The organism is Paenibacillus sp. J31P190 (assembly GCF_059692075.1).
In genome coordinates this window covers 35907-57067 of record NZ_JCAUAS010000024.1, presented here as the reverse complement: position 1 = coordinate 57067, position 21161 = coordinate 35907, and the positions used below count along the sequence as shown (strand labels likewise).

Below are 21161 nucleotides of genomic sequence, written 5' to 3'. Positions count from 1 at the left end.
TCTAAGCCTCCGCCTTTTTATTTGTGCATAGTACCAAAGCTACCGCATGATTCCATCCAGTGATATGCTGTTCACGTATGTTTTCCCGCATCATTGACTCATAGACGGAATAAGATTGGCCACGGTTTTTAAGCTCATCAAGCGATAACCAAAAACCGACCCCTAGCCCTCCCAAATAAACAGAACCCATCGCAGAAAGCTCGGCAACCTCCGATTTGATGACGCTGCGTTCCAGCACATCTGCTTGAAACTGCATAAGCGTGGCATTATCGGAAGCGCCTCCATCTGCGCGCAGTTCTTTCAGCCGGATGCCGGATTCAGCTTGCATCAACTCTACCGCATCCTTCACTTGATAGGCTATGCTTTCCAGTGCAGCGCGGATGATATGTGATTTCCCGGTTCCCCGGCCTATCCCCGTAATAGCTGCCCTGGCATAGGGGTCCCAATAAGGAGCGCCTAGTCCGACGAATGCCGGTACTAGATATACACCTTCGTTATTCGGAGCTTGAGCAACCAATTCCTCCATCTCCTCAAAACTGCTAAAGAGGCCCAATTGGTCACGAACCCATTTGATCGTATCGCCAGAGGTGCGAATGATTGCTTCAAGCGCATAGGTGATCTCTCCGCTCATTCCCCATGCAATGGTAGTCACCAAGCCATTTCCGAGCTGATCATGTTTCTCGCCAATGTTCATGAGTACAGAGGTGCCTGTACCGTACGTCGCTTTGGCCATACCGGTATCAAAACACTGATTGCCAAACAAAGCGGCTTGAGAGTCGCCTATGATGCCAGAGATAGGAATCTTTGCAGAGAATAGCTCTGGATCCTGCGTGTATCCGAATATCTCATCGGAGGATTTAACCTCCGGCAATATGGCAGATGGAATCTGGAACCATTCGCATAATTCTTTGTCCCACTCTAGCGTATGAATATTGAATAATGACGTTCGGCTAGCATTCGTAAAATCAGTGGCATGAACGCTGCCCCCCGTGAGCTTCCACAGGAGCCAGCTGTCTATCGTCCCAGCCAGAAGCTTTCCTTGTTCAAGCTTCTCCCCAGCGCCTTCTGCATACTCCAATATCCATCCCCACTTGGTTGCAGAAAAGTAGGGATCGAGGAGTAAGCCCGTCTTGGCTCGCACGATCTCTTCCATGTTGGCAGCTTTATATGCCGCGCATCGATCCGCAGTCCGCTGACACTGCCAAACGATAGCGGGATAGACCGGCAAACCTGATGTTCGATCCCAAACCACAGCCGTTTCTCGCTGATTAGTAATGGTCAGACCGGCTAACTGATTGGCGTTAATGCCGGCCAATTCCATGGCATGATGAGCTGTTTTTTTCACATTGTTATAAATCTCAAGAGGATCATGCTCCACCCAGCCAGATTGCGGGTAACTCTGCTTATGTTCGGCCGTACTGCGGGCGATGATACTTCCGGAACGATCTATGATCAAAGCCTTCGTACCCGATGTACTTTGATCTATGGCTAGGATAAAGGTTTCAATCATGGGCTGCCCACCTACTTGCCAAGCATCTCAAGCGCTACACGCTTAAGATTATCTGTGTGGATCCCGTAATGCTTGAATACTTCCGAGCTTTTGCCCGCGATGGCTGGTTCATCCGGAATGCCGATAATACGCATCGGAACAAGTTGATGCTGGACGACTACCTCTGCGACTGCAGCGCCGAGCCCGCCGAAGATACTGTGCTCTTCTACCGTAATGATATGCCCAGTTTCCCTAGCAGCCCGAATGATCGCTTCTTCGTCTAACGGCTTAATCGTATGCATATTGATGACTCGGCAGGATACGCCAACCTCTTGGAGAGCTTTCTCCGTATCGAGAGCTACCCGAACGGTTTCCCCAGTAGCAATGATCGTCAGATCCTTGCCATCACGCAACGTCACCGCTTTGCCAATGACGAATTCATAGTCATCGGATTCGTAGACATCCTCTACAGCATTTCTTCCAATACGGACATAAACGCCGCCTTGGTGCTTAACTAAAGCCTCAGTCATTCTCTTCGTTTCATGACGATCGGCAGGCAATACGACCGCAAGTCCCGGAATAGCTCGGGCTACAGCTATATCCTGAACAGAATGGTGTGACATACCGAGGGCGCCATAGCTGACTCCTCCGCTTATGCCTACAAGCTTCACGTTAGTTCCAGAATAGGCTACATCCACTTTGACCTGCTCAATACTGCGCATACTTAGGAAACATGCCGGCGAAGTGACAAATGGCTTCTTCCCGCTATGAGCAAGACCGGCTGAGATGCCGACAATATTTTGCTCAGCGATGCCGACCTCAACGAATTGATTAGGAAACGCATTGGCGAAAGGCGCCATAGCCGCGGAACCTCGGGAATCGCTCGTGAGAACCATAATATCCGGATCGGTTTCCGCCAATTTCAAAAGTGTCTCGCAAATAACCTGACGGTTAGGGATCGTATTCATGTTTAGCGCACCTGCCCTTCTTGACTCAATAGCTCAAGCGCCGCGGAAAGCTCTTCTAATGCTTGCGAAAGCTGTGTATCGTTTGGCACATGATGGTGCCACGCAGGATTATTTTCAGCAAAGGAAACGCCCTTGCCTTTCACCGTATTGGCCATGACCAAGGTAGGTTTTCCAGGTACAGTTGGTACCGCCCCGAAAGCCTCAACCAGTGAGTCCATATCGTTACCGTCAATGGAAACAACGTTCCAACCGAATGCCGCCCACTTCTCTTCAAGTGGCTCAAGCCCCATGACTTCTTCCGTGCTGCCGCTGATTTGCAGGCGATTTCGGTCAATAATACCTACGAGATTGTCAAGTTTGAAATGGGGACCAGCCATAGCCGCTTCCCAGACAGAGCCTTCTGCCTGCTCACCATCACCCATGAGACAGAATACCCGATAGCTCTTACCATCTCGTTTAGCCGCAAGTGCCATGCCTACCGAAATAGCAAGCCCATGCCCAAGAGCACCGGTATTCATTTCAATCCCAGGCACCTTATTGTTAGGATGGCCGATCAAACGTGTACCGAATTGACTGAAGGTCTCAAGCTCTTCTTTCGGGAAAAACCCTAGGTCGGCAAGGATGCACCACAGTGATTCCACGGAGTGGCCCTTGCTAGCAATGAAGCGATCCCGCTCCGCCCATTTCGGATTCTGCTGATCGATTTTCATAATTTTATAGTATAAGGCCGTCAAAATATCCGTATTACTGAGGGAGCCTCCGGTATGTCCTGTCTTGGCTCCGTGTATCATCTTCAGCAGATCCATTCGGATCTGGATGGCCTTTGCTTTCAGTTCTGTATGGTTCATGTTATCCTCCTTAGAGTTTTCCTTAGGAAAACTAGCTTCGTAAGCTCTAACTGAGTTTTCCGTAAGAAAGCTTGCTTCGTAAGCAAACGCTTGGTTTACAGATCAGAGCCGCGCAGCCATGCCTGAATTTCTTGTACCGTCGGATCCACGGGATCCGGGGAAAGACCTGGTATATATTGGCATGCTTCATAAAGTGCGGGAATCACGTTAGCATGAATTCCAACGGCATGATGAACGTAAGGACCTTTCACCAACTTTTCTTCCCATAGCGGCCAGTCATTGACTTCCACCCAAACATAGGAACCGCGTGTATAAGGACCTTGGATACCTTTGGCACGCCCTAAAAATAACTGATATTCCCCATGGTCGCCGTCAAAACGAGCCAGCGTTATTCCGCCGCCTTTGATTTCCCCTTCGTGAGTACCTGGCGCATGGTCATCGAACAAGAAGTGCTTGCGCAGCTTCGGCTTATCCTCAACCGAGAGAGAAACAGGGAAATTGCCGCAGTGAAAGAGCAGCTCTCCATTCGGATTCTCAGGATGACGGACCGTCAAGTCAGCGAAGAACGTCGGAGCTTGATTCATCGAAGCTGCCTGCACCATGATGGAGGTAATCGCTCCATGAATGTCGGTTTCACAGGTTACCGGAATCTGCTCATCCGTTAGAATCGCATTGGCCAGACAAGGCATGATTCCCATCGCATCTTGAAGAGAAGACCAACACTGGATGGCGATAGCTGTGCTGCCGGTTTTGGTTGCGTATTGTTTCATCGCTACCTTCAGGGCTGCTATGCGTTTCACATCATCCTCAGTAACTTCGCTGTAATCAAGCTTTTCTTTGATGTAAGCAATGGCTTCATTCAGCTCAGCACTGTTTCCTTTTTCAATCTGTTTCGATGTCCGTTGAATATCGATCAGTGTAATGGGATGAATCTCGATGCCGAACCGCTCCAGCAGCTCCCCTTCATTGCACATCATCGTTAAGAAAGAAGCTGGCCGAGGCCCAATCTGCAAAATGCGCAGGTTGCGCATTTGACGAACCACATTCGCAGCCGCAATGAAATTGATAAATCCCCGTTCAAATACCGGATCATTCACCCGACTGTTGGTCACATACGTAAAAGGCACGTTAAACCGGCGCAGCACTTTACCTGTGGCGAAAAGCCCGCATTGGGTATCCCTCAAACGCATACCGTCCTCAAGAGGCGATTCATCGCGAGGTCCCCATAACAACACAGGCTTTCCAAGCGCTTTACCAACCCGTGCCACGGTATCCTCGGTACCAAAGTTACAATGCGGAAAAAAAACAGCATCCACCTTTTCCTCTTTGAAGCGTTCAATAATCGCATCCGCATTGATATGATCGTCATAAAGCAACCCCTCGGAATTCAGTCCCTCCAAGTCCACGATGTCGATGTCCAATCCGAAGCTCTCGATTTTCTCCCGGATTTGAACCTTATACTTGAAAGCATCTTCAGCGCTAAATACAAAACGACGGGTAGGGGCGTAGCCCAACTTAAACTTCTTCATGACATGTCTCTCCTTTAAAAAATAAATGATAAGTGAATAAATGGATGAATAAACAACTAAACAAAGCAAGAAAGGATTCAATGAAATAACTAAACTTTAATTTTAATTTAGCGATTAATGATATAAACAATTTACTTAACCGACTTTATAAAATCATCCTAACACCCTGAATTTCAGGTGTCAACGACTTATTTTAGCTATTTTAAAATAAAATTTAGTTTATTATTAACTAAACTATACTAAACAAATTAGATTCAACTTGTATATGTTTATCAATCGTTGTAAACTAAACTTACTTAACGAATTAGTTAACATGAAATGAGGAATCCGATAATGAAGATGGAAGATATTGCGAAATTAGCAGGCGTTTCCAAATCTGCCGTATCCTTTGCTTTCAGTGGAAAGCCTGGAATCAGTCCAGAAACACGGGAACGCATCCTGCAAATCGCACAGGAAAGCGGCTACCTCCCTAGAGCAAAATCCCCATCCATTGACCATACAGCTAAATCGCTTACCTTTTTAGTCATATCAAACTCTGGCATCGTACTAGAGCAGTTTTATCAACAACCCTTTTTTAGGGAACTTATCCAATTCATTGAGGAACGATGCCGTACGAAAGGCTATTCCTTACTTTTTTCCTCCATCGATATGGAGTTTTTGGAGAGGGATATTCGGATGGTTGCAGAGGAAAAAAAGAGCAATGGAATCGTCCTTCTAGGTACGAACTTAAATAGGGAGCAAATCGCAGATATTGCCAATAAACTTCAATCACCTCTCGTAGTTTTGGACACCTGCTTTGATACGCTGCCCATTCATTTTGTAGAGATTAACAATTTTATGGGCGCTTATCAGGCCGGCACTCATCTCTGCGAGATAGGGCACACCGATATTGGCTATATTGAATCGAATGTGAGAATTCATAATTTCGAGGAGAGAAAACGTGGCTTTACCTCAGCCATTCAAGAACATGGCAGGGAGATTTTGAATACCCACAGATTTTCTGTAGCGCCTACCATTCTATCCTCCCAAGATGCGCTCAAAGCTCAATTGCTAGCGTTCCTGAAGGCAGGACATCGTTTGCCGACCGCTCTATTTTGCGAATGCGATTATATCGCCATCAGCGCTATGAAGACGCTTCAGGAGCTCGGATACCGAATTCCAGATGACGTGTCTGTTATCGGTTTTGACAATATCTCCGAAGCGGTTATTGTTTCGCCAGAATTAACGACCGTCCATGTGGAAAAGCAGCGAATGGCTTATCTCGCTGTGGATCTGCTCATTGAATCGATTGAGTTAGAGCAAAGTGCTGGCACTAAGATCAAGGTCGATACACATTTCATCGAGAGACTTTCCTCGCGAGCGAATCTTGTATCAATAAACTAGGTCAAAGGGTACCTAGTCTTAGTTGAATTCGTGGGAGTTTCTTATTTTCGTGGAATCTCGGCATCAAATAAGAGCCCCTAGAGACTCTTATTGTCCACCTTTAGCCACTTTTTCTCGAAATAGGAGCTTCTAGGGACTCTTATTACCGCGGAATGATCCATATGTGCTGTGTTCGGCATCCAATAAGAGTCCCTGGAGACTCTTATTGTCCAATATTAGCTACTTTTTCTCGAAATAGAAGCTTCTTGGGACTCTTATTTCTGCGGGTTGATCCATATGTGCTGTGTTCGGCATCCAATAAGAGTCTCTGGAGACTCTTATTGTCCGCCATTAGCCACTTTCTATCGAAATAGAAGCTTCTAGGGGCTTCTATTTTCAAATGTGAGCGCCTTACTCAGTCCAATCGATACGCTGCCAACCGCAACAAAGAAGACTGCCTCATGGCAGTCTTCTTTGTATAACCTCAGCAGTTACGCTTCTTCAATAATCGCAATTCCCCAGCGAGTCAGCTCCCTGACCTCGCCTTGCTTCACAGCCTGTCCACTCAACAATTCTTTCCCCTCCGCGTGCGGGTACTTCAAAGTCTCGGAACGGTCGGAGTAATTGAAATAGTAACGAACGGTCTTCCCTTGGTCATTAACACCCGATTTCATAATAAGGGGATATTTGATATCTTGATCCATTCCCCATAGTCCGGCATCTTTGACCGCCTTTTCCAGCACTTTGCTCATCACGGCAGCGCTCGGCAGACAGCCAACATAAGTCGCAGTGCCTTTCCCGTAGCGGTTCTTTGTAATAGCCGCATACGCTCCCCAATGAGGATGGTTATAAGAAGCCACTACCTCTGCTGTCGTAGGAGTTAGCAGTTCCATCCATGTGTTTACCGTGTTATCTTCGGGTTCAACTTCAAAAGGGTCACCCTTGAATGTAACAGATTTCGGCTCCACAAACATACTGTAGCGGATACCGCAAGCTTCATCGATAGCACCTGGTTGATGTGTGGTGCGGACCTTGACATTTTCGTTAGTAAAGCCGCTTTTAAACGTGTATACGACATGCCCGCCATTTCTGACGAAAGCGTTCAACCGTTCCAGCAGCTCATCTGACGCTGCATATAGTGCCGGAACAAGAATCAGCTCATAATCCTCAAACGTATCACTGTCCGGATGAACGATATCACAACCGATGTTCATTTTATATAACTGGTCGTACATAAGTCGAACAATATCGTTATAGTTGACTTGACGCCCGGGCAGAGGGAACCATTCCATCGCCGTTAAAGCCTCATTGCTGACCAGCATCGCGGCCCGATTCGATTTCTGCAGATTCACAAGCTGCGGCGACAATCGGTTAAAATCTCTACCGATGGTCTTAGCTTCTTCATAAACGGGATTCGACGCCAAATCGTGACTTAGCAAGCCCTTCCAGTAGGTTTCAGCTGAATTGTGGATCGAATGCCAATGCCAATATGAGACCATGTTAGCCCCAGAAGCCAGATGGCTGAATGCCTGAAGCCTTAATTGTCCCGGGTAAGGAGTCCAGTTCGGAAAAGCTTGCGCCTGAGTTTCCAAAACGAAATAATTCGTTCCTTTAAGAGAGCGGGTGACGTCTCCGCCAAACGAAATTTCGGTTCCTGTCAGCTCATCCTGAGAAGGATGATAAATATCCACTCCGGCAATATCCAAAGACGCTGACGCAGCGAAATGGTCTACATCCGGTTGGACACCGTAGGAGTAACCTCTCCACTCGAAATCAAAGTTATGCGTGACGAACTGACCTGGTCGCTTATACTCATTAACGATAGATGCTTGCCACGCCAGAAAATCGGTGACGAGCTTCCTTTGGAATCGGGCGAATTCCGCCCCCAGACTGCCGTTGATCGTACCAACGACGGAAGGGAAATCCTCCCAACTGTTAATTCGGTTGCTCCAGTAGTCCAGCCCGAATTCCTGATTGAGACGTTCTAGGGTCCCGAACTTGTCTTTCATATATTTCACGAACATGAACTGGACGTTGGAACCCGCTGTTTGATAATGCTTGGTCTCGTTATCTACCTGGTAACCGATAATCGCAGGGTGATTTTGGACATGTCCGATCAGCTTACGGATAATTCTTTCGGCATAAAACAAATACGTCGGATTCGTAATGTCCATAATTTGACGAGCCCCGTAACGCCCCGGTCCCTTCGGAGTTACAGCCAGAACGTCAGGATGCTCCTTCACCATCCATGTAGGAATTGCATATGTGGGAGTTCCGACGATGACCTTAATGCCGGCTTCATGCATCGCATCCAACACGCGATCTACATGGGAGAACTCGAATACCCCGTTCTGCGGTTCATGCGTACTCCATGTCGATTCGGCAATTCGCACCAAATTAATACCGGCATCCTTCATCATTTGGATATCTTGGTCCAATCGTTCATAGGGCATGTATTCTCTATAATATGCAACACCATACAGCAGCTCTTTCATCGCTCATTTCCTCCACTAAACACAATAGTATTGAACGAATCTGCTTCAAGTTCAAAAGTATAAACTTTTGTTCCGTCAGATAAACGAACAACCTTCATCTCCGCAAACGGATTGGCGATCACGACCACTTTTTCTCCGTTCGGCTTTTCAAATGCAAGCGCATTTCCGGTCCAAGGACCTTTTAAACCTATGCGTATAGATTCTGGAGAAACAAAGTGGGAGAAGTGCTTCATCACATAATATTCTGGGTTGAAAGTCGCTGCCTTGGTCGCTGGATCTACCGTGATCATCGAGTTTTGCTCCCAGCCCCACGTGCTGCGTCCCTTCGGCTCAAGCACCATGTTCCAATAGATGTAAGCATTCACGCCGTTCGTGAAATAGTGCTGATACAAATTAAAGATGTATTTGGCATAATCCCACGTATTCGTGCCGTCTCCACATTCATTTTCCGTCTGCATATACCGAAGTTCCGGATAGCTTTGAACGGTTCGCTGGATTCCGTATTTTCCGGCCCACTGGTAGCCAACACCTTTAATATACTTGTAAGCCTCAGGATCACTCAGCACGGTAAAAGCATAGGCATTGAAATCAGAAGACGATTTCTTCAACCATTCCTGCCACGGTTCTGGTGCGTTAATCGTTCCCAGCCAAATTTCAGCATCGATCCCATGCTTCTCGAAAGCAGGGCCCAAGTAATCTCGAATGAAATCGCGGAGCTGTTCCCCTGTCCACAAACAGGATGGAAATTTTTGATCAGCCACAACTTCGTTTTGAACGTGAATTTGATGAATCGTAATCCCTTCATTGCGGTAGGCTTCTACATATTTGACGAAATAAAGCGCATATGCTGCTAATATTTCCTTCTCCCAACGTAATGTGCCATAGTTATAGGCTCTAGGGAACTTCATCCAAGTTGGAGGGCTCCAAGGGGAGGCGAAAAACTTTAAATCCGGATTATAGCTTAAGGCTTCTTTGATATATGGAATCAAATATTTCAGATCCCTTTCGATGGAGAAATGCTTCATTTCAAAATCTCCGTCTGTCTCATTTAGACTATACCACTCAAGTGCGTAATCACTTGCGCCGATCGGAAGACGGCAAATACTGAACTTATGATCTCCATCCGGGTGAAACAGCGAGTGTAAAACCTGCCCGCGTTCCTTTTCCGACAAATGAGCAAGCGCGGCGAAACCCAACTCATTGAAACATCCGCCGAAGCCCTCAACCAATTGAAATTTTTCATCAGTGAATGCAAGGTTTGCAGCGTCACTGCCATTATTAGAGACTGGCATTTCTTGCCACAAGGATTCTTTCGTGCTTGATATCCACTGTATGTTAGCGTTTTCCATGATCTATAGCCTCCATCTATTTTTCGTACGACTTGATCCTTTTCTCTCTTTATTATAGATTGAGGATAGATCCCTACGCGATTGTCCAAACAACGTGAAATTTACCCAAAACCAAGGTGAAACGATATGGATATAGAAAAACAGCATTTAAGTTGGGAAAACGCTAATTGGCTTCCTATGTTTGATTGGAATGTCAAATTTTTTGGAGCTCACCTACAGCATGTGGAAAACAATTGGGAGATGCCCATTGAATCACATATTGGCTTTGAAATTAACCTAATCCTAAAGGGCAGCCAGGAAACGATGATGGAAAAGAATCGTTACTTGCTGCAAGCAGGAGATATCATCCTCATCCCGCCAGGATTCAAACATGCTAACCGTTGTATTTCAAAGGAAGGCATGACGTATTTCACTGCTCATTTCAACGTAGACGACCCCCTATTTCGCCAAGAAATGATCAAAAACGCTAAGATTCTCTTCCCATCTGAAACCGAGGAAAATGGTAAACTGCGAAAAGTTCTCGATGATTGGGTTGAAATGGCCAAGCAACCTCGCGAATATACGACAACTGACCGATTTCGCTTGCAAGCTACTTTATTTGAGTTATTTGGAATCCTGTCTCAATTTGTCTGTCCGGCCCTGGATCAGGATCAGAATGAAAGCATCCCTCCCACTTCCGTTCAGTATGCCAAAGCAATTGCTGAAGCCATCAAAGCATCCTTCAATCCATATTCTCCGATGGACGAAGAAACACTAGAAAAGAAATTTCGGATCGAGGACATTGTTTCCTCACTTGGGATCAGCTCTGGTTACGGACTTGAGGTATTCCGCAAAGTTTTTGGAATGTCTCCCCGGCAATATTTGTCCGATCTTAAATTGCATGAAGCGAAGGTCCTCATTGCGCAGCCCGATCTACCTCTCAAAAAAATCGCCTCTTTATTGGGTTATTCTCATTTATCACATTTCAGCAGACAATTTAAACGGTGGAGTGGGATGAGCCCCTTGCAGTACCGACAATCCAAAAAAGCTGCCCATTAGGCAGCTTTCTCTATGACATTAACCGTCAAGATTGTTCCGGTATTGGCTGGGAGTCATGCCCATGTACTTTTTAAAAACCTGAAAAAAGTACTTCTCGTCGTTGTAACCGACCTCATGTGCAATATCACTTATTTTTTGACTTCGATTATTCAGCCTTTCACAAGCATGATCCATGCGGATTTTATGCAAATACTCCAAAAAATTTGTTTTTAATTCCTGTTTAAACAATAGACTTAAATACCCTGGTGTGATGAAGACTTCACGCGCCACCGTTTCACGGTTAATATCTTTGTAATAGTTTTGCCGGATGTATTCGAGGACAGATTCAAACAATTTATTGTTGTTTTTCTTGATACTTAACTGCTCACTAACTCGTAATAAAATATCTGAGAGCGCCTGCATGATGAAATCCATACTTGAATGCTCTACGATATGCGTTAGTTCTGCCAAGTTTTGCCCGAAAACTTCATTTGTGTTAATGTTTTTTTCGATGCAGAATCTATACAAGGCAAAAACCAAAGCAAGCGTTGATTTCAGAACATGCTCTTTTGAGGTACTTTCCGGTTTTAGTGCCTCGTTAAATGCTTTTAATGTTGTCAAAATGGTCTCCGAATCCCCAACCAAAACGGCTTGAAGAATGGATTTCTCTTGTGATAAGGGATATGACGTATAGACGGGATCGTCGTCTACGGTTTCTTTGTAATCCACTATTTGTTCCGTACCGATAAAATATTTCATATCTAATGCTCTAACCGCTTCCAGATAAGAGGTTCTTAAATGAGTGATATCCTTATCAAAGCTGCCGATGCCGACTGAGACCGAAAATCTAAGATATTTTTTAATATTGTGTTGAACTTTCTCAACGTATGGAATCAATCCCTCCGTTCCCGTCCATTCCTCCGAATTAAAAATAAGGATTGTGTCATCTTGGTGTTCAAAAGCAGCACAAAGAAAGACACCCGTCATCGTTTCTTCAGCTATATTTTTCAGACCAAACTTAAACAACTCGATATCCTCGTTACGGTACTTTCGCTGCATCAGATGAAAATTATCAATTTGTAAAACGACAATACCAAAGAACAAATGCGGGAATTCGAAGCCATGGATAAGTAAGTTGGCCAGAAGCCGATCATAAGGCGGATTATCCGTCATAACGAGTCGACTAAGCGTCTTCTCCTTCAAGAGGGGAAAGCTCTCGCGAAATCCGCTTTCAAGCTGCTCTAAGGTTCGCTCCTGCTTGCGTTCCTCTTTAATTACACTTTTCAACTTGAGTACGGTATCCAAAATTTCTTGTCTTCTGCTAGGTTTCAAAAGATAATCGCTAGCGCCTATTGCAAGTGCCTTCTTTGCATAGGCAAATTCGTCGTGTCCGCTCATGATTACGCATTTCATATGAGGATATTCGCTCGTAACTCTCTCGATGAGTGCAAGGCCATCCATCTCAGGCATGCGGATATCGGTGAGCAGGATGTCGACGTGATTTTCCTTCATCCTTTCGAGGGCTTCTGCCCCATCTCGTGCTTCTGAAATAATCGTAATGCCATGGTTCACCCAATCAATGAGCGTACGGATACCGACACGCGCTCTTTCCTCATCATCGACAATCATCAGGTTGATCATGCTCACTGTACCTCCTGAGTATCAGGTATAGCGGGGATCACAATCTCCACACGTGTCCCTTTGCCCGGTTCGCTACTATAGTTCAACTGATAGGCATCTTTGTAATAGTGCTTTAGCCTTGCATTCACATTCTGAATAGCATAGCCGCCTGTTTCTTGACCCGTGTAGACATCACTCACAGGTTGACTTTCTAATATACTTTGAATCATTGCCTCATCCATGCCAGGACCGTCATCTTCGATCGTAAAACGCAGTGTCTCACCCGTTAAGCTGCCTAAAACGGATAAATATCCACCGCCGCGCTTCCTCTCAATGCCATGAACCAATGCATTTTCGATAAAAGGCTGCAGGATCAGCTTAAGCATCACATAACTCTCCATTTCATCTGGTATATCGACCTGATAACTTAAAAGATCTTTAAATCTCATTTTTTGCAAAGATAAATATAATTCAATCAATTCCTTCTCTTTTTTAACGTTGGTAAAGCTTTTTCCACGGTTCAGGCTTAAACGGAATAATCGTGACAAATTGATGATCATCTCGCTGATTCGGCTTTGACCGGACGCTTCAGCCTCCCAAAAAATGGTATCCAACATATTGTACAAAAAGTGAGGATTGATCTGCGATTGAAGTGCTTTTAACTCCGCTTCCTTTTCTTTGAGCTGCAGCAAGTAGACATCGTCAACCAAGGTCTTAATATTGGTAACCATGTGATTGTATCCGCGACTTAATTCACCGATCTCATCTTTGTACTTGATATCAACCCGCTCATCAAAGTGACCATTCTGAAAACGTTTCATGGATAGTAATAATTTCTGAATCGGGGCCGTGAGCAGGAACGTCAGAATCATCATAAAAGGAATGCTCAGCAGCAGACAGACCAGAATCAGCACGAGAACAAAAACCTTGATTGAACTCAACTCTTTTGTAAGCAGTACAAGCGGAACCGCATAGAACGTTTGCCAGCCGTTTTCATTGATTCCACTATAAGAGATCAACAAATCTTCCCCATTATCATGAACAATCATCGATCCAGGATTCGTATTTTTTCTTATTTCTGTGAGTGACGGAGCCGAGTCATCGGTTTGAAAAAACGTTTTTCCTGCCTTTAATAACGAGGAACCGTTTTCATCTAGAATGAGTATGCCGTGGTCCTGATCGTATAAATTTTTGAGATACTTATTACGAATCGTATCCACGTTGACTCCGACGAATATGAAACCAAGCATACTGCCATCTTTTACACTACGGATCATGCGGCTCATGCCAATTTTCTCATTCCTATTGTTCTGCAAGAAAACGTTGTTCTCATCTTGCAACGGGAACCAAAAAGAAGCGCCGTTCAATGCGATCGTTCGCTCATATACAGCGCTTTTTTGTATATTTAACAACGTATTAGGACCACTGCTATCATCACTTGCTTCTTGAAAGACAGGCAATAGGCCTTTTCCGTATAGAGCTAAATAGTCGAAATTTCTTGTAACCAGCATCTGATTCATGATCGAAGCTGTCGGACCCGAATACAACATACTTTCCAATTCGTTGGTTTCGCCTACATAACTTATGAGACCTTCTTGTACGACGGACGCTAAGCTAAACACCGTTACCCAATCCGCAATGTTTTTCTGGAGTGTCGTAAGGTTATTATCAACTTCCTTAATGACTCCAAGATTCGTTGAACTAACCTTGCTAACGATTTGCTTCTTTGATGTTTGGTAAGAATAATACCCAAGTGTTAGTGAAAGGACGACGATTAGCAGGTAAAACAGAATGAATATTTTATATTTGATACTTAAATTCAAATAGAAATTTCCCACAAGGATCACAATCCTTATTTTTTTTAAAGAAGCCCTTTTATTGTATGTATTGTATCCTCACAACATTGATTTAACAATGCAATCGGTGAAATATTCGACAAATTTAAACTTTCCCCGTTTTTTCTCTACTGACCTAATCTAGATCATTTTGTTAAGATCAGTGTACGAAATCAATGATGTATCCAAATTAGCATATAGGGGGAAATAAGATGACAAAGAAAAATAAACTCGTTCGGGCAACCGTTTTAACTGCTGCAATCGCCATGGTTGGTACACTAGCTGCTTGCGGAACAAAGAGCGACCAGAGCCAAAGCTCGCCAAGCCCTGCAACGACAACCGCTAACAAAGAGGGCACACCTGTTACTCTTCGTTTCTTCTCCAACCTGCCGGATCGCAAATCCGGGCAAGGACTTGCTGAACAGATGTCCATTGACAGTTATATGAAAGAAAATCCGAATGTCAAAATTGAAGTCGAAGCTCTAGCTGAAGAACCTTTCAAAAACAAACTGAAAGCATATATGGCTTCAAATGAATCGATTGATATCACAATGGTACATGGCGGAGCCGAATTAAGTACGCTTGTAAAAGCCAAATATGTAAAAGAATTAGATCCAAAAGCATATGAAGGAGATAAATACAACTTCCTTCCTGGCGTATTTAGATCTTTCACCTTTGACAGCAAAGTGTACGGACTGCCAAGAAACAGCGACTATGAAGTCATTTACTACAACAAGAAGTTATTTGCTGATAACGGAGTCAAAGTTCCTACAACCTACAATGAGCTGCTCGATGCAGCTAAAGCATTCAGGGCAAAAGGTGTAACACCGATGTCCACGAATGGTAAAGATCTATGGAGCTTCGGTGAGATGTTCCAGAACACCGCTCAGCGGATTAACGGTGACCAGAACGCGATACTTGACGCCGTGGATCAAAAGAAATCGTTTGCTCAGGATGAAAGCTTCCTGCAGACCGCAAAACTCTTGAAACAAATGCTCGACGTAAAAATGTTCCAAGATGCCTTTATGACTTCAGACTACGGCGCATCGCAAAACCTATTCGCGCAAGAGAAAGCAGCTATGTGGTATATGGGCTCTTGGGAAGCAGGTATGGCAACAAATGAAAAACTTCCTGAATCGTTCCGTAAAAACCTTGGCGTTATTAAATACCCTATTGTTGAAGGCGGTAAAGGTAAAGAAAACGACTTGCTCGCTTGGAACGGCGGCGGCTATGCCCTGACGACTGCATCCAAGAATCCGGAAGAAGCTAAAAAGTTTTTTGATTATTTAATGAGTGCTAACCAATGGCCGAAAAATGCTTGGGACACTGGCGCTGCTGTTCCTGCTCAAAAATACACACTGACCGGCAAAGAGAGCGAAATTCAAAAGCAGCTTACAGACATCTTGGTCAACGCTTCATCTACAGCAGGCGTATCCTTTATTGACTATGGCACACCTGCGTTCAAAGATGATGTTCAAAACGCATTCGGCAAATTCTTTGCTGGAGCTTCCACGCCTGAACAGCTGGTAAATGATTTGCAAACGGCTGCAACGAAACAAAAAAAGTAATCCTAAGTAAATAAAGAGAAAAGTTAAGGACAGGTTATGTTTCCTGTCCTTATCTGCATCCAAACGGAAGGAGCCGAAAGGACATGCAAAAAGTGCTCGGCAATAAATTGGCTATTTTTCTTTTCGTGTTTCCAGGTATTCTATTATTCATTCTTACATTTCTGGCTCCGATTATTCTAAGCGCCTATTATTCGCTAACCGATACGCTCGCACCTGGGACCGACATTCATATGGTCGGACTTCAAAATTATAAAGACTTGCTTACGGATGATCCGCGCTTTTGGAAATCACTGCTCAATGCTCTACTCCTTGCAGCTGGCTGTATCTTTCTCCAGCATCCCATTTGTATATTTTTTGCCATCATGTTAGACCGTATCGGCGGAAAAGCAGAAAAGGTATTCCGTACCATCTTTTTCATTCCATGTGTCATATCCGTTGTCGTTATATCTAGAATGTGGCTAACGATTTTCGATCCTGAGTTCGGTATGTTCAATAAAATTCTGGATTTGTCCGGGCTCGGATTTTTGAAGCACGCTTGGTTAGGCGACATGCATACCGCTTTGGGAACCTTATTATTTATTCTGATTTGGTCGGGCTTCGGTTGGGGTTTGCTGTTCTACTACGCAGGTATAAAAGGAATTCCGGAAGATCTGTACGAAGCCGCTCATTTGGACGGTGCTTCAGGGTTTAAGCTCCATTGGAAAATAACTATTCCCTTGCTTTCACCCGTCATTGCCGTTCAAGTTACCCTTGCCATTGTTACTGCTTTAAAGCAGATGGAAACTGTCTTTCTTACGACAAATGGCGGACCTGGCGATTCCACGCAATTCCTCGCCGTTTACTTATATAACAAGGCGTTCTCAGCAAGCCAATACGGTTATGCAAACGCAATTTCGATTCTTTTTATTCTCATCTGCCTGATCGCTACGTATGTAAGCAACAAGCTAATTCGTAGCGATGCAGCAGAATACTAGGCGGTGATCTCATGAAGAAAAAACATAAAATAATGCTTTGGATCTTATTCCTGCTCGTTTCATTTGGGCAATTGTTTCCGTTAATTTGGCTGGTCGACTTTTCTTTCAATAGCAGCAGCGATTTTTTCTCCTCAAGCATTTTGAAATGGCCTAGTTCACCACAATGGCAAAACTATGTAAATGCTTGGGTCGATGGCAAATTTCCAAAGTATTTGTTAAACAGTGTTCTGATTTCAACTGTAACTATTATCTTGACTGTCTTCCTCTCTTTGTCGCTAGCCTATGCGTTTACCCGCATGCAGTGGAAAACGCGTTCCTTTTTTTTCACAATTATTTTGCTGGGTATTATGATTCCGATTCATGCAACCCTGCTTCCCAACTTTGCTATTTTCAAAAGCCTGGGATTGACGAATTCCTATCTGGGCTTGATTCTTCCCTACACAGCCGTTTCGGTACCGCTTGGAACCTTCATTCTATCCGGATTTTTACGCAGCATTCCTGGAGCTATTGAAGAATCAGCTGTTATGGACGGTTGCAGCATTTACAGGATTGTCTTTCAAATTATCATGCCGCTTACCATGCCGGCATTAGTCACCATAGCGGTAACCACGTTTCTGACGTGCTGGAATGAATTTATTATGGCATCCACATTCTTAAGCAAAGATTCACTTAAAACATTGCCTTTCTCTGTAATGAACTTCACCGGCCAATATTCTTCCGATTATGGATCACAATTTGCCGTCATGGTGTTAACATCGATACCGGCTATTATCATCTACGCAATTTTTAATGAACAAATTACCAAAGGTGTTACCGCAGGTGCAGTTAAGGGTTGAGGTTCTAGTTGTAAACCCGCAAGCTAGTGTTATGTGTGCAACAAACTTAAGCGCCTCACCGATTATCGGTGAGGCGCTTAAGCTTGTTGTACACAAAGTTCATACTTCCATTGGATTTTTCCAATAGAATTGATCTTCAGGCTTCGAAATTCGTGCTTCTATTGGAGCAACTCCAACGAAATCGACGTTTAGGACGCTAACCCCCTACTTCCACTGGATTAACTCCAATAGAAGTAGCAGCAGACTGCGAAATTTATTAAGTAGGAGCTGAACTTTCCAAATATGACATAGGAACAGCTCCGCATTTAAAGCTTTTTATAGCACAGAGTAAGGTGACAACGGGGCTGGTTTCTCACAGCTGCTTTGCATCACGTAATGCTTCCCTGAATCGGACGCGTCGTGGAAGCCATGCATCGCCTCGAGCACGTGGTACGCCAGCTCCCCATTCGCGCGATGTGCATCACTTTGGCCGCTTATCAGGGCCTCAGCCATGGCAGCAACACCTAAACCTCGGTGGTTTTCTTTGTAGCCATGCGATAGAGGAATCGGCTCCCAATCTGAACCGCCTCTGCGAATAAGCACCTGACCGCCGAATGTATTCGGATCCGGAACACGTAAAGAACCTTGACTGCCGTAGATTTCAATGTTCGGAAGTTGCGTGCCACCCATAATATCAAAGCTTGTTACAAGCGTTGCTATCGCACCACTGTGGAAATCCAGCACACCAGCAATATGAGTTGGGGTATCTACTGTAATTTTTTTCCCGCGTTTCTTCTCACTAGAAATGGTGCGCTCCGGGAAACTAGCGGCAGCCGATCCGGTTACTCGGCGAATTGGCCCAAGTAATGCCACTAATGCTGTTAAGTAATAAGGACCCATATCGAACATAGGGCCGCCGCCTTTTGCATAATAAAATTCAGGATCCGGGTGCCAATGCTCATGGCCTTTACCCATCATGAATGCGGTTGCCGCAATCGGTGTGCCAATCCAGCCGTCATTAATCAGCTTCAAACACGTTTGAATACCTCCTCCAAGGAACGTATCCGGTGCGCTGCCAACCAGTAATCCTTTGCGGCGCGCAACTTCTAGGATCTGCAAACCTTCTTCACGAGTTACAGCTAGCGGCTTCTCCACATACACGTGTTTGCCCGCTTCCAACACTTGAATACAGACTTCGGCATGCGCTGCAGGAATCGTCAAATTAATCACAATATCAATATTCGAATCATTCAATAGCTCTTGAACCGTGTACGCATGAGGAATGCTGAATTCCTCCGCACGAGCCTTTGCTCTGTCCAAATCGATATCGGCACACGCGAGCAGCTCCAAATGCTCAAAGTTAGGAATATTTTTCATATAGGCTGCACTAATATTTCCGCAACCGATAATACCAACTTTCTTCTTACTCATATCTTACTTCCCCCTAATCATTATCGTGTTGCCCACAGTAAGCCGCGACGCATTAATTCTAGTGTTTCTGGCATCCGAACGATGTTAGCTTGGTGACCTAGCGAGTTATAATATACCTTGCCCGCTCCATAGGTTTTGGTCCAAACAACCGGCATCTCCACATCGCCAAAGTCTGTAACCGCATGTACGTGAATGGCTGGATCCACATGCATGTAATACTTTTCAGAGACAACGACAAAATCTTCCATGCCCTCCGTCAATAGATGTCCTCGATCCTTGATTCGAACCGTATACGTCACGCCGTCATTTCCAGGATGCGCTACCCATTGACCGCCAACCATGTATTGATATTCCACTTCGTTACGGAAGGAATCTCCCATACCACCATGACAACCGGCGATGCCAGTTCCGCCTTCTTTTACCGCTGCGATTAACGGTTTCAACTGCTCACTTTCGATGTTACCCATGGTCCATACTGGAACGATAAGATCAACGCCCGCCAAACGCTCTGCATCTTTGAAGCTGTCCAGTGTATCCGATACTTCCACGCCAAAGCCTTCCTCACGCAATAAACCTGCGAAAATGCCAGCCACTTCTTCTGGTTGATGACCGTCCCAGCCACCCCACACAATCAATGCTTGTTTACTCACTGCCCAAAGCCCCTCTCCATACTTATCTATCCTTAGACTTCACTAATACTCACCCAACGACGCTGCGCAATGGATTGATCCACCGCTTCCAGCACCTCTTGACACTTCACACCATCTGCGAAATTCGGGACCGGCTGACGGTCTTCCGAAATTGCGTTCATCAGCTCAACGACTTCGTGTACAAATGTGTGCTCATAACCAATCGTATGTCCAGCAGGCCACCAAGCATCCATGTAAGCATGTGACGAATCAGTCGCCAGAACACGTCTGAAACCCTGTACATCCTCATCATCGCTTGTAAAATAAACCTGTAATTCATTCAAACGCTCAAAATCAAACTTCACACTGCCCTTACTGCCGTTAATTTCAAAAGAATTCGTGCACCGGTGCCCTGGTGCTAAACGGGTAGCCTCGAAGCTGCCGAGCGCCCCATTCGCAAAACGTGCCATGAACAGCGTCGCATCATCGACCGTTACTGGTCCGCGCGGTGCATCCTTGCTGCCTTTGGCGCTAAGACCCGTCATCGAAGTCGGCAGTGGCCGCTCCTTAATGAACGTCTCACTCATGCCGATAACCTCCGTCATGTCACCGACTAAGAAGTGCGCCAGATCGATCAGATGCGCGCCCAGGTCGCCGTGCGACCCAGAGCCAGCAATCTCCTTCTGGAGACGCCAGACCAGCGGGAACATGGGATCTACGATCCAATCCTGCAGGAACCAAGCTCGGAAGTGGTAGATGTCTCCGAGGCGGCCGCTCTCGACGAGCTTCTTCGCGAGCTGCACCGCAGGTGCAAACCTGTAGTTGAAGCCCACCATGTGCTTCACCCCGGCTGTTTCAGCCGCCTCCAGCATTTCCCTTGCATCCTCAAGGGTCAGCGCCAGCGGCTTCTCACAGAACAGATGCTTGCCAGCCTTCGCCGCAGCAAGCGCGATTTCCTTGTGCGCATCGCTGGGCGCATTGATATCGACGATGTCGACATCGAGATGCGTAACCAGGTCGCGCCAGTCGGTGACATACCCGTCCCAGCCGAATTGTTCGGCTGCGGCGCTGACACCGCTTTCATCTCGACCGCAGATGAGCTTCATCTTCGGTACCGCTGTCTGCGGGAAAAACATATGCAAATCCTTATAAGCATGACTATGTGCTTTGCCCATAAACTTATAGCCAACCATACCAATATTGAAAGATTTCATAAAAGTGCGCCTCCCTAG

The 21161-nt window shown here is 45.4% G+C and carries 16 protein-coding genes; 5 read left to right on the top strand and 11 right to left on the bottom strand.

The annotated features are described in order from the left end of the window. Position 1 precedes the first annotated feature (1 nt). The 4 genes from glpK to AC58U0_RS30150 form a co-directional block, all read right to left on the bottom strand. On the bottom strand, positions 2-1510 hold the full coding sequence (glpK, locus tag AC58U0_RS30165; protein WP_497382515.1) for a glycerol kinase GlpK: 1509 nt from the start codon (positions 1508-1510) through the stop codon (positions 2-4). Positions 1511-1521: 11 nt separating this feature from the next. Further along, positions 1522-2457 carry a transketolase family protein gene (locus tag AC58U0_RS30160; protein ID WP_497382514.1) on the bottom strand — a complete coding sequence of 312 codons (936 nt, stop codon included), beginning with the start codon at positions 2455-2457 and terminating at the stop codon, positions 1522-1524. A gap of 2 nt (positions 2458-2459) precedes the next feature. Then, positions 2460-3305 (bottom strand): transketolase, encoded by an 846-nt coding sequence (locus AC58U0_RS30155; RefSeq protein ID WP_497382513.1) that lies wholly within the window; start codon positions 3303-3305, stop codon positions 2460-2462. 95 nt (positions 3306-3400) lie between these two features. Continuing rightward, positions 3401-4834 (bottom strand): L-fucose/L-arabinose isomerase family protein, encoded by a 1434-nt coding sequence (locus AC58U0_RS30150; protein WP_497382512.1) that lies wholly within the window; start codon positions 4832-4834, stop codon positions 3401-3403. Positions 4835-5167: 333 nt separating this feature from the next. Between AC58U0_RS30150 and AC58U0_RS30145 the strand changes: the two genes are divergently transcribed. Then, complete coding sequence (locus AC58U0_RS30145; RefSeq protein WP_497382511.1) at positions 5168-6217, top strand: LacI family DNA-binding transcriptional regulator; 1050 nt, start codon at positions 5168-5170, stop codon at positions 6215-6217. 470 nt (positions 6218-6687) lie between these two features. Here the strand turns inward: AC58U0_RS30145 and AC58U0_RS30140 are convergent, their stop codons facing one another. Then, positions 6688-8691, bottom strand: coding sequence for a beta-galactosidase (locus AC58U0_RS30140; protein WP_497382510.1), 2004 nt, complete (start codon positions 8689-8691; stop codon positions 6688-6690). Beyond that, positions 8688-10040 (bottom strand): glycoside hydrolase family 30 protein, encoded by a 1353-nt coding sequence (locus AC58U0_RS30135; protein ID WP_497382509.1) that lies wholly within the window; start codon positions 10038-10040, stop codon positions 8688-8690. The genes AC58U0_RS30140 and AC58U0_RS30135 overlap by 4 nt, the downstream gene beginning before the upstream one ends. Before the next feature lie 126 nt (positions 10041-10166). Here AC58U0_RS30135 and AC58U0_RS30130 point away from each other — a divergent pair, with 126 nt between their 5' ends. Continuing rightward, a complete protein-coding gene (locus AC58U0_RS30130; RefSeq protein ID WP_497382508.1) occupies positions 10167-11078 on the top strand; it encodes a helix-turn-helix domain-containing protein in 912 nt (303 codons plus the stop codon). Between the two features lie 18 nt (positions 11079-11096). On the opposite strand, the gene AC58U0_RS30125 is transcribed toward AC58U0_RS30130, so the two are convergent. Both AC58U0_RS30125 and AC58U0_RS30120 read right to left on the bottom strand, forming a co-directional pair. Continuing rightward, positions 11097-12698 (bottom strand): response regulator, encoded by a 1602-nt coding sequence (locus AC58U0_RS30125; protein ID WP_497382507.1) that lies wholly within the window; start codon positions 12696-12698, stop codon positions 11097-11099. Between the two features lie 2 nt (positions 12699-12700). Further along, positions 12701-14500 carry a sensor histidine kinase gene (locus tag AC58U0_RS30120; protein ID WP_497382506.1) on the bottom strand — a complete coding sequence of 600 codons (1800 nt, stop codon included), beginning with the start codon at positions 14498-14500 and terminating at the stop codon, positions 12701-12703. A gap of 224 nt (positions 14501-14724) precedes the next feature. On the opposite strand from AC58U0_RS30120, the gene AC58U0_RS30115 reads away from it, so the two are divergent. From AC58U0_RS30115 to AC58U0_RS30105, 3 genes are all read left to right on the top strand, one after another. Then, positions 14725-16080 (top strand): extracellular solute-binding protein, encoded by a 1356-nt coding sequence (locus AC58U0_RS30115; protein ID WP_497382505.1) that lies wholly within the window; start codon positions 14725-14727, stop codon positions 16078-16080. An 83-nt stretch (positions 16081-16163) separates the two neighbouring features. After that, a complete protein-coding gene (locus AC58U0_RS30110; RefSeq protein WP_497382504.1) occupies positions 16164-17054 on the top strand; it encodes a carbohydrate ABC transporter permease in 891 nt (296 codons plus the stop codon). Positions 17055-17065: 11 nt separating this feature from the next. Beyond that, positions 17066-17890 carry a carbohydrate ABC transporter permease gene (locus AC58U0_RS30105; RefSeq protein WP_497382503.1) on the top strand — a complete coding sequence of 275 codons (825 nt, stop codon included), beginning with the start codon at positions 17066-17068 and terminating at the stop codon, positions 17888-17890. Between the two features lie 315 nt (positions 17891-18205). On the opposite strand, the gene AC58U0_RS30100 is transcribed toward AC58U0_RS30105, so the two are convergent. From AC58U0_RS30100 to AC58U0_RS30090, 3 genes are read right to left on the bottom strand one after another with little or no spacing between them, the layout of a single operon-like run. Continuing rightward, positions 18206-19300 (bottom strand): Gfo/Idh/MocA family protein, encoded by a 1095-nt coding sequence (locus tag AC58U0_RS30100; protein ID WP_497382502.1) that lies wholly within the window; start codon positions 19298-19300, stop codon positions 18206-18208. Between the two features lie 20 nt (positions 19301-19320). Further along, the gene (locus AC58U0_RS30095; RefSeq protein ID WP_497382501.1) at positions 19321-19950 is read right to left on the bottom strand and encodes a ThuA domain-containing protein; all 630 of its coding nucleotides are present in this window, start codon (positions 19948-19950) and stop codon (positions 19321-19323) included. 32 nt (positions 19951-19982) lie between these two features. Continuing rightward, positions 19983-21143, bottom strand: a complete 1161-nt coding sequence (locus tag AC58U0_RS30090) for a Gfo/Idh/MocA family protein (RefSeq protein WP_497382500.1) — start codon at positions 21141-21143, stop codon at positions 19983-19985. Positions 21144-21161: the final 18 nt, after the last annotated feature.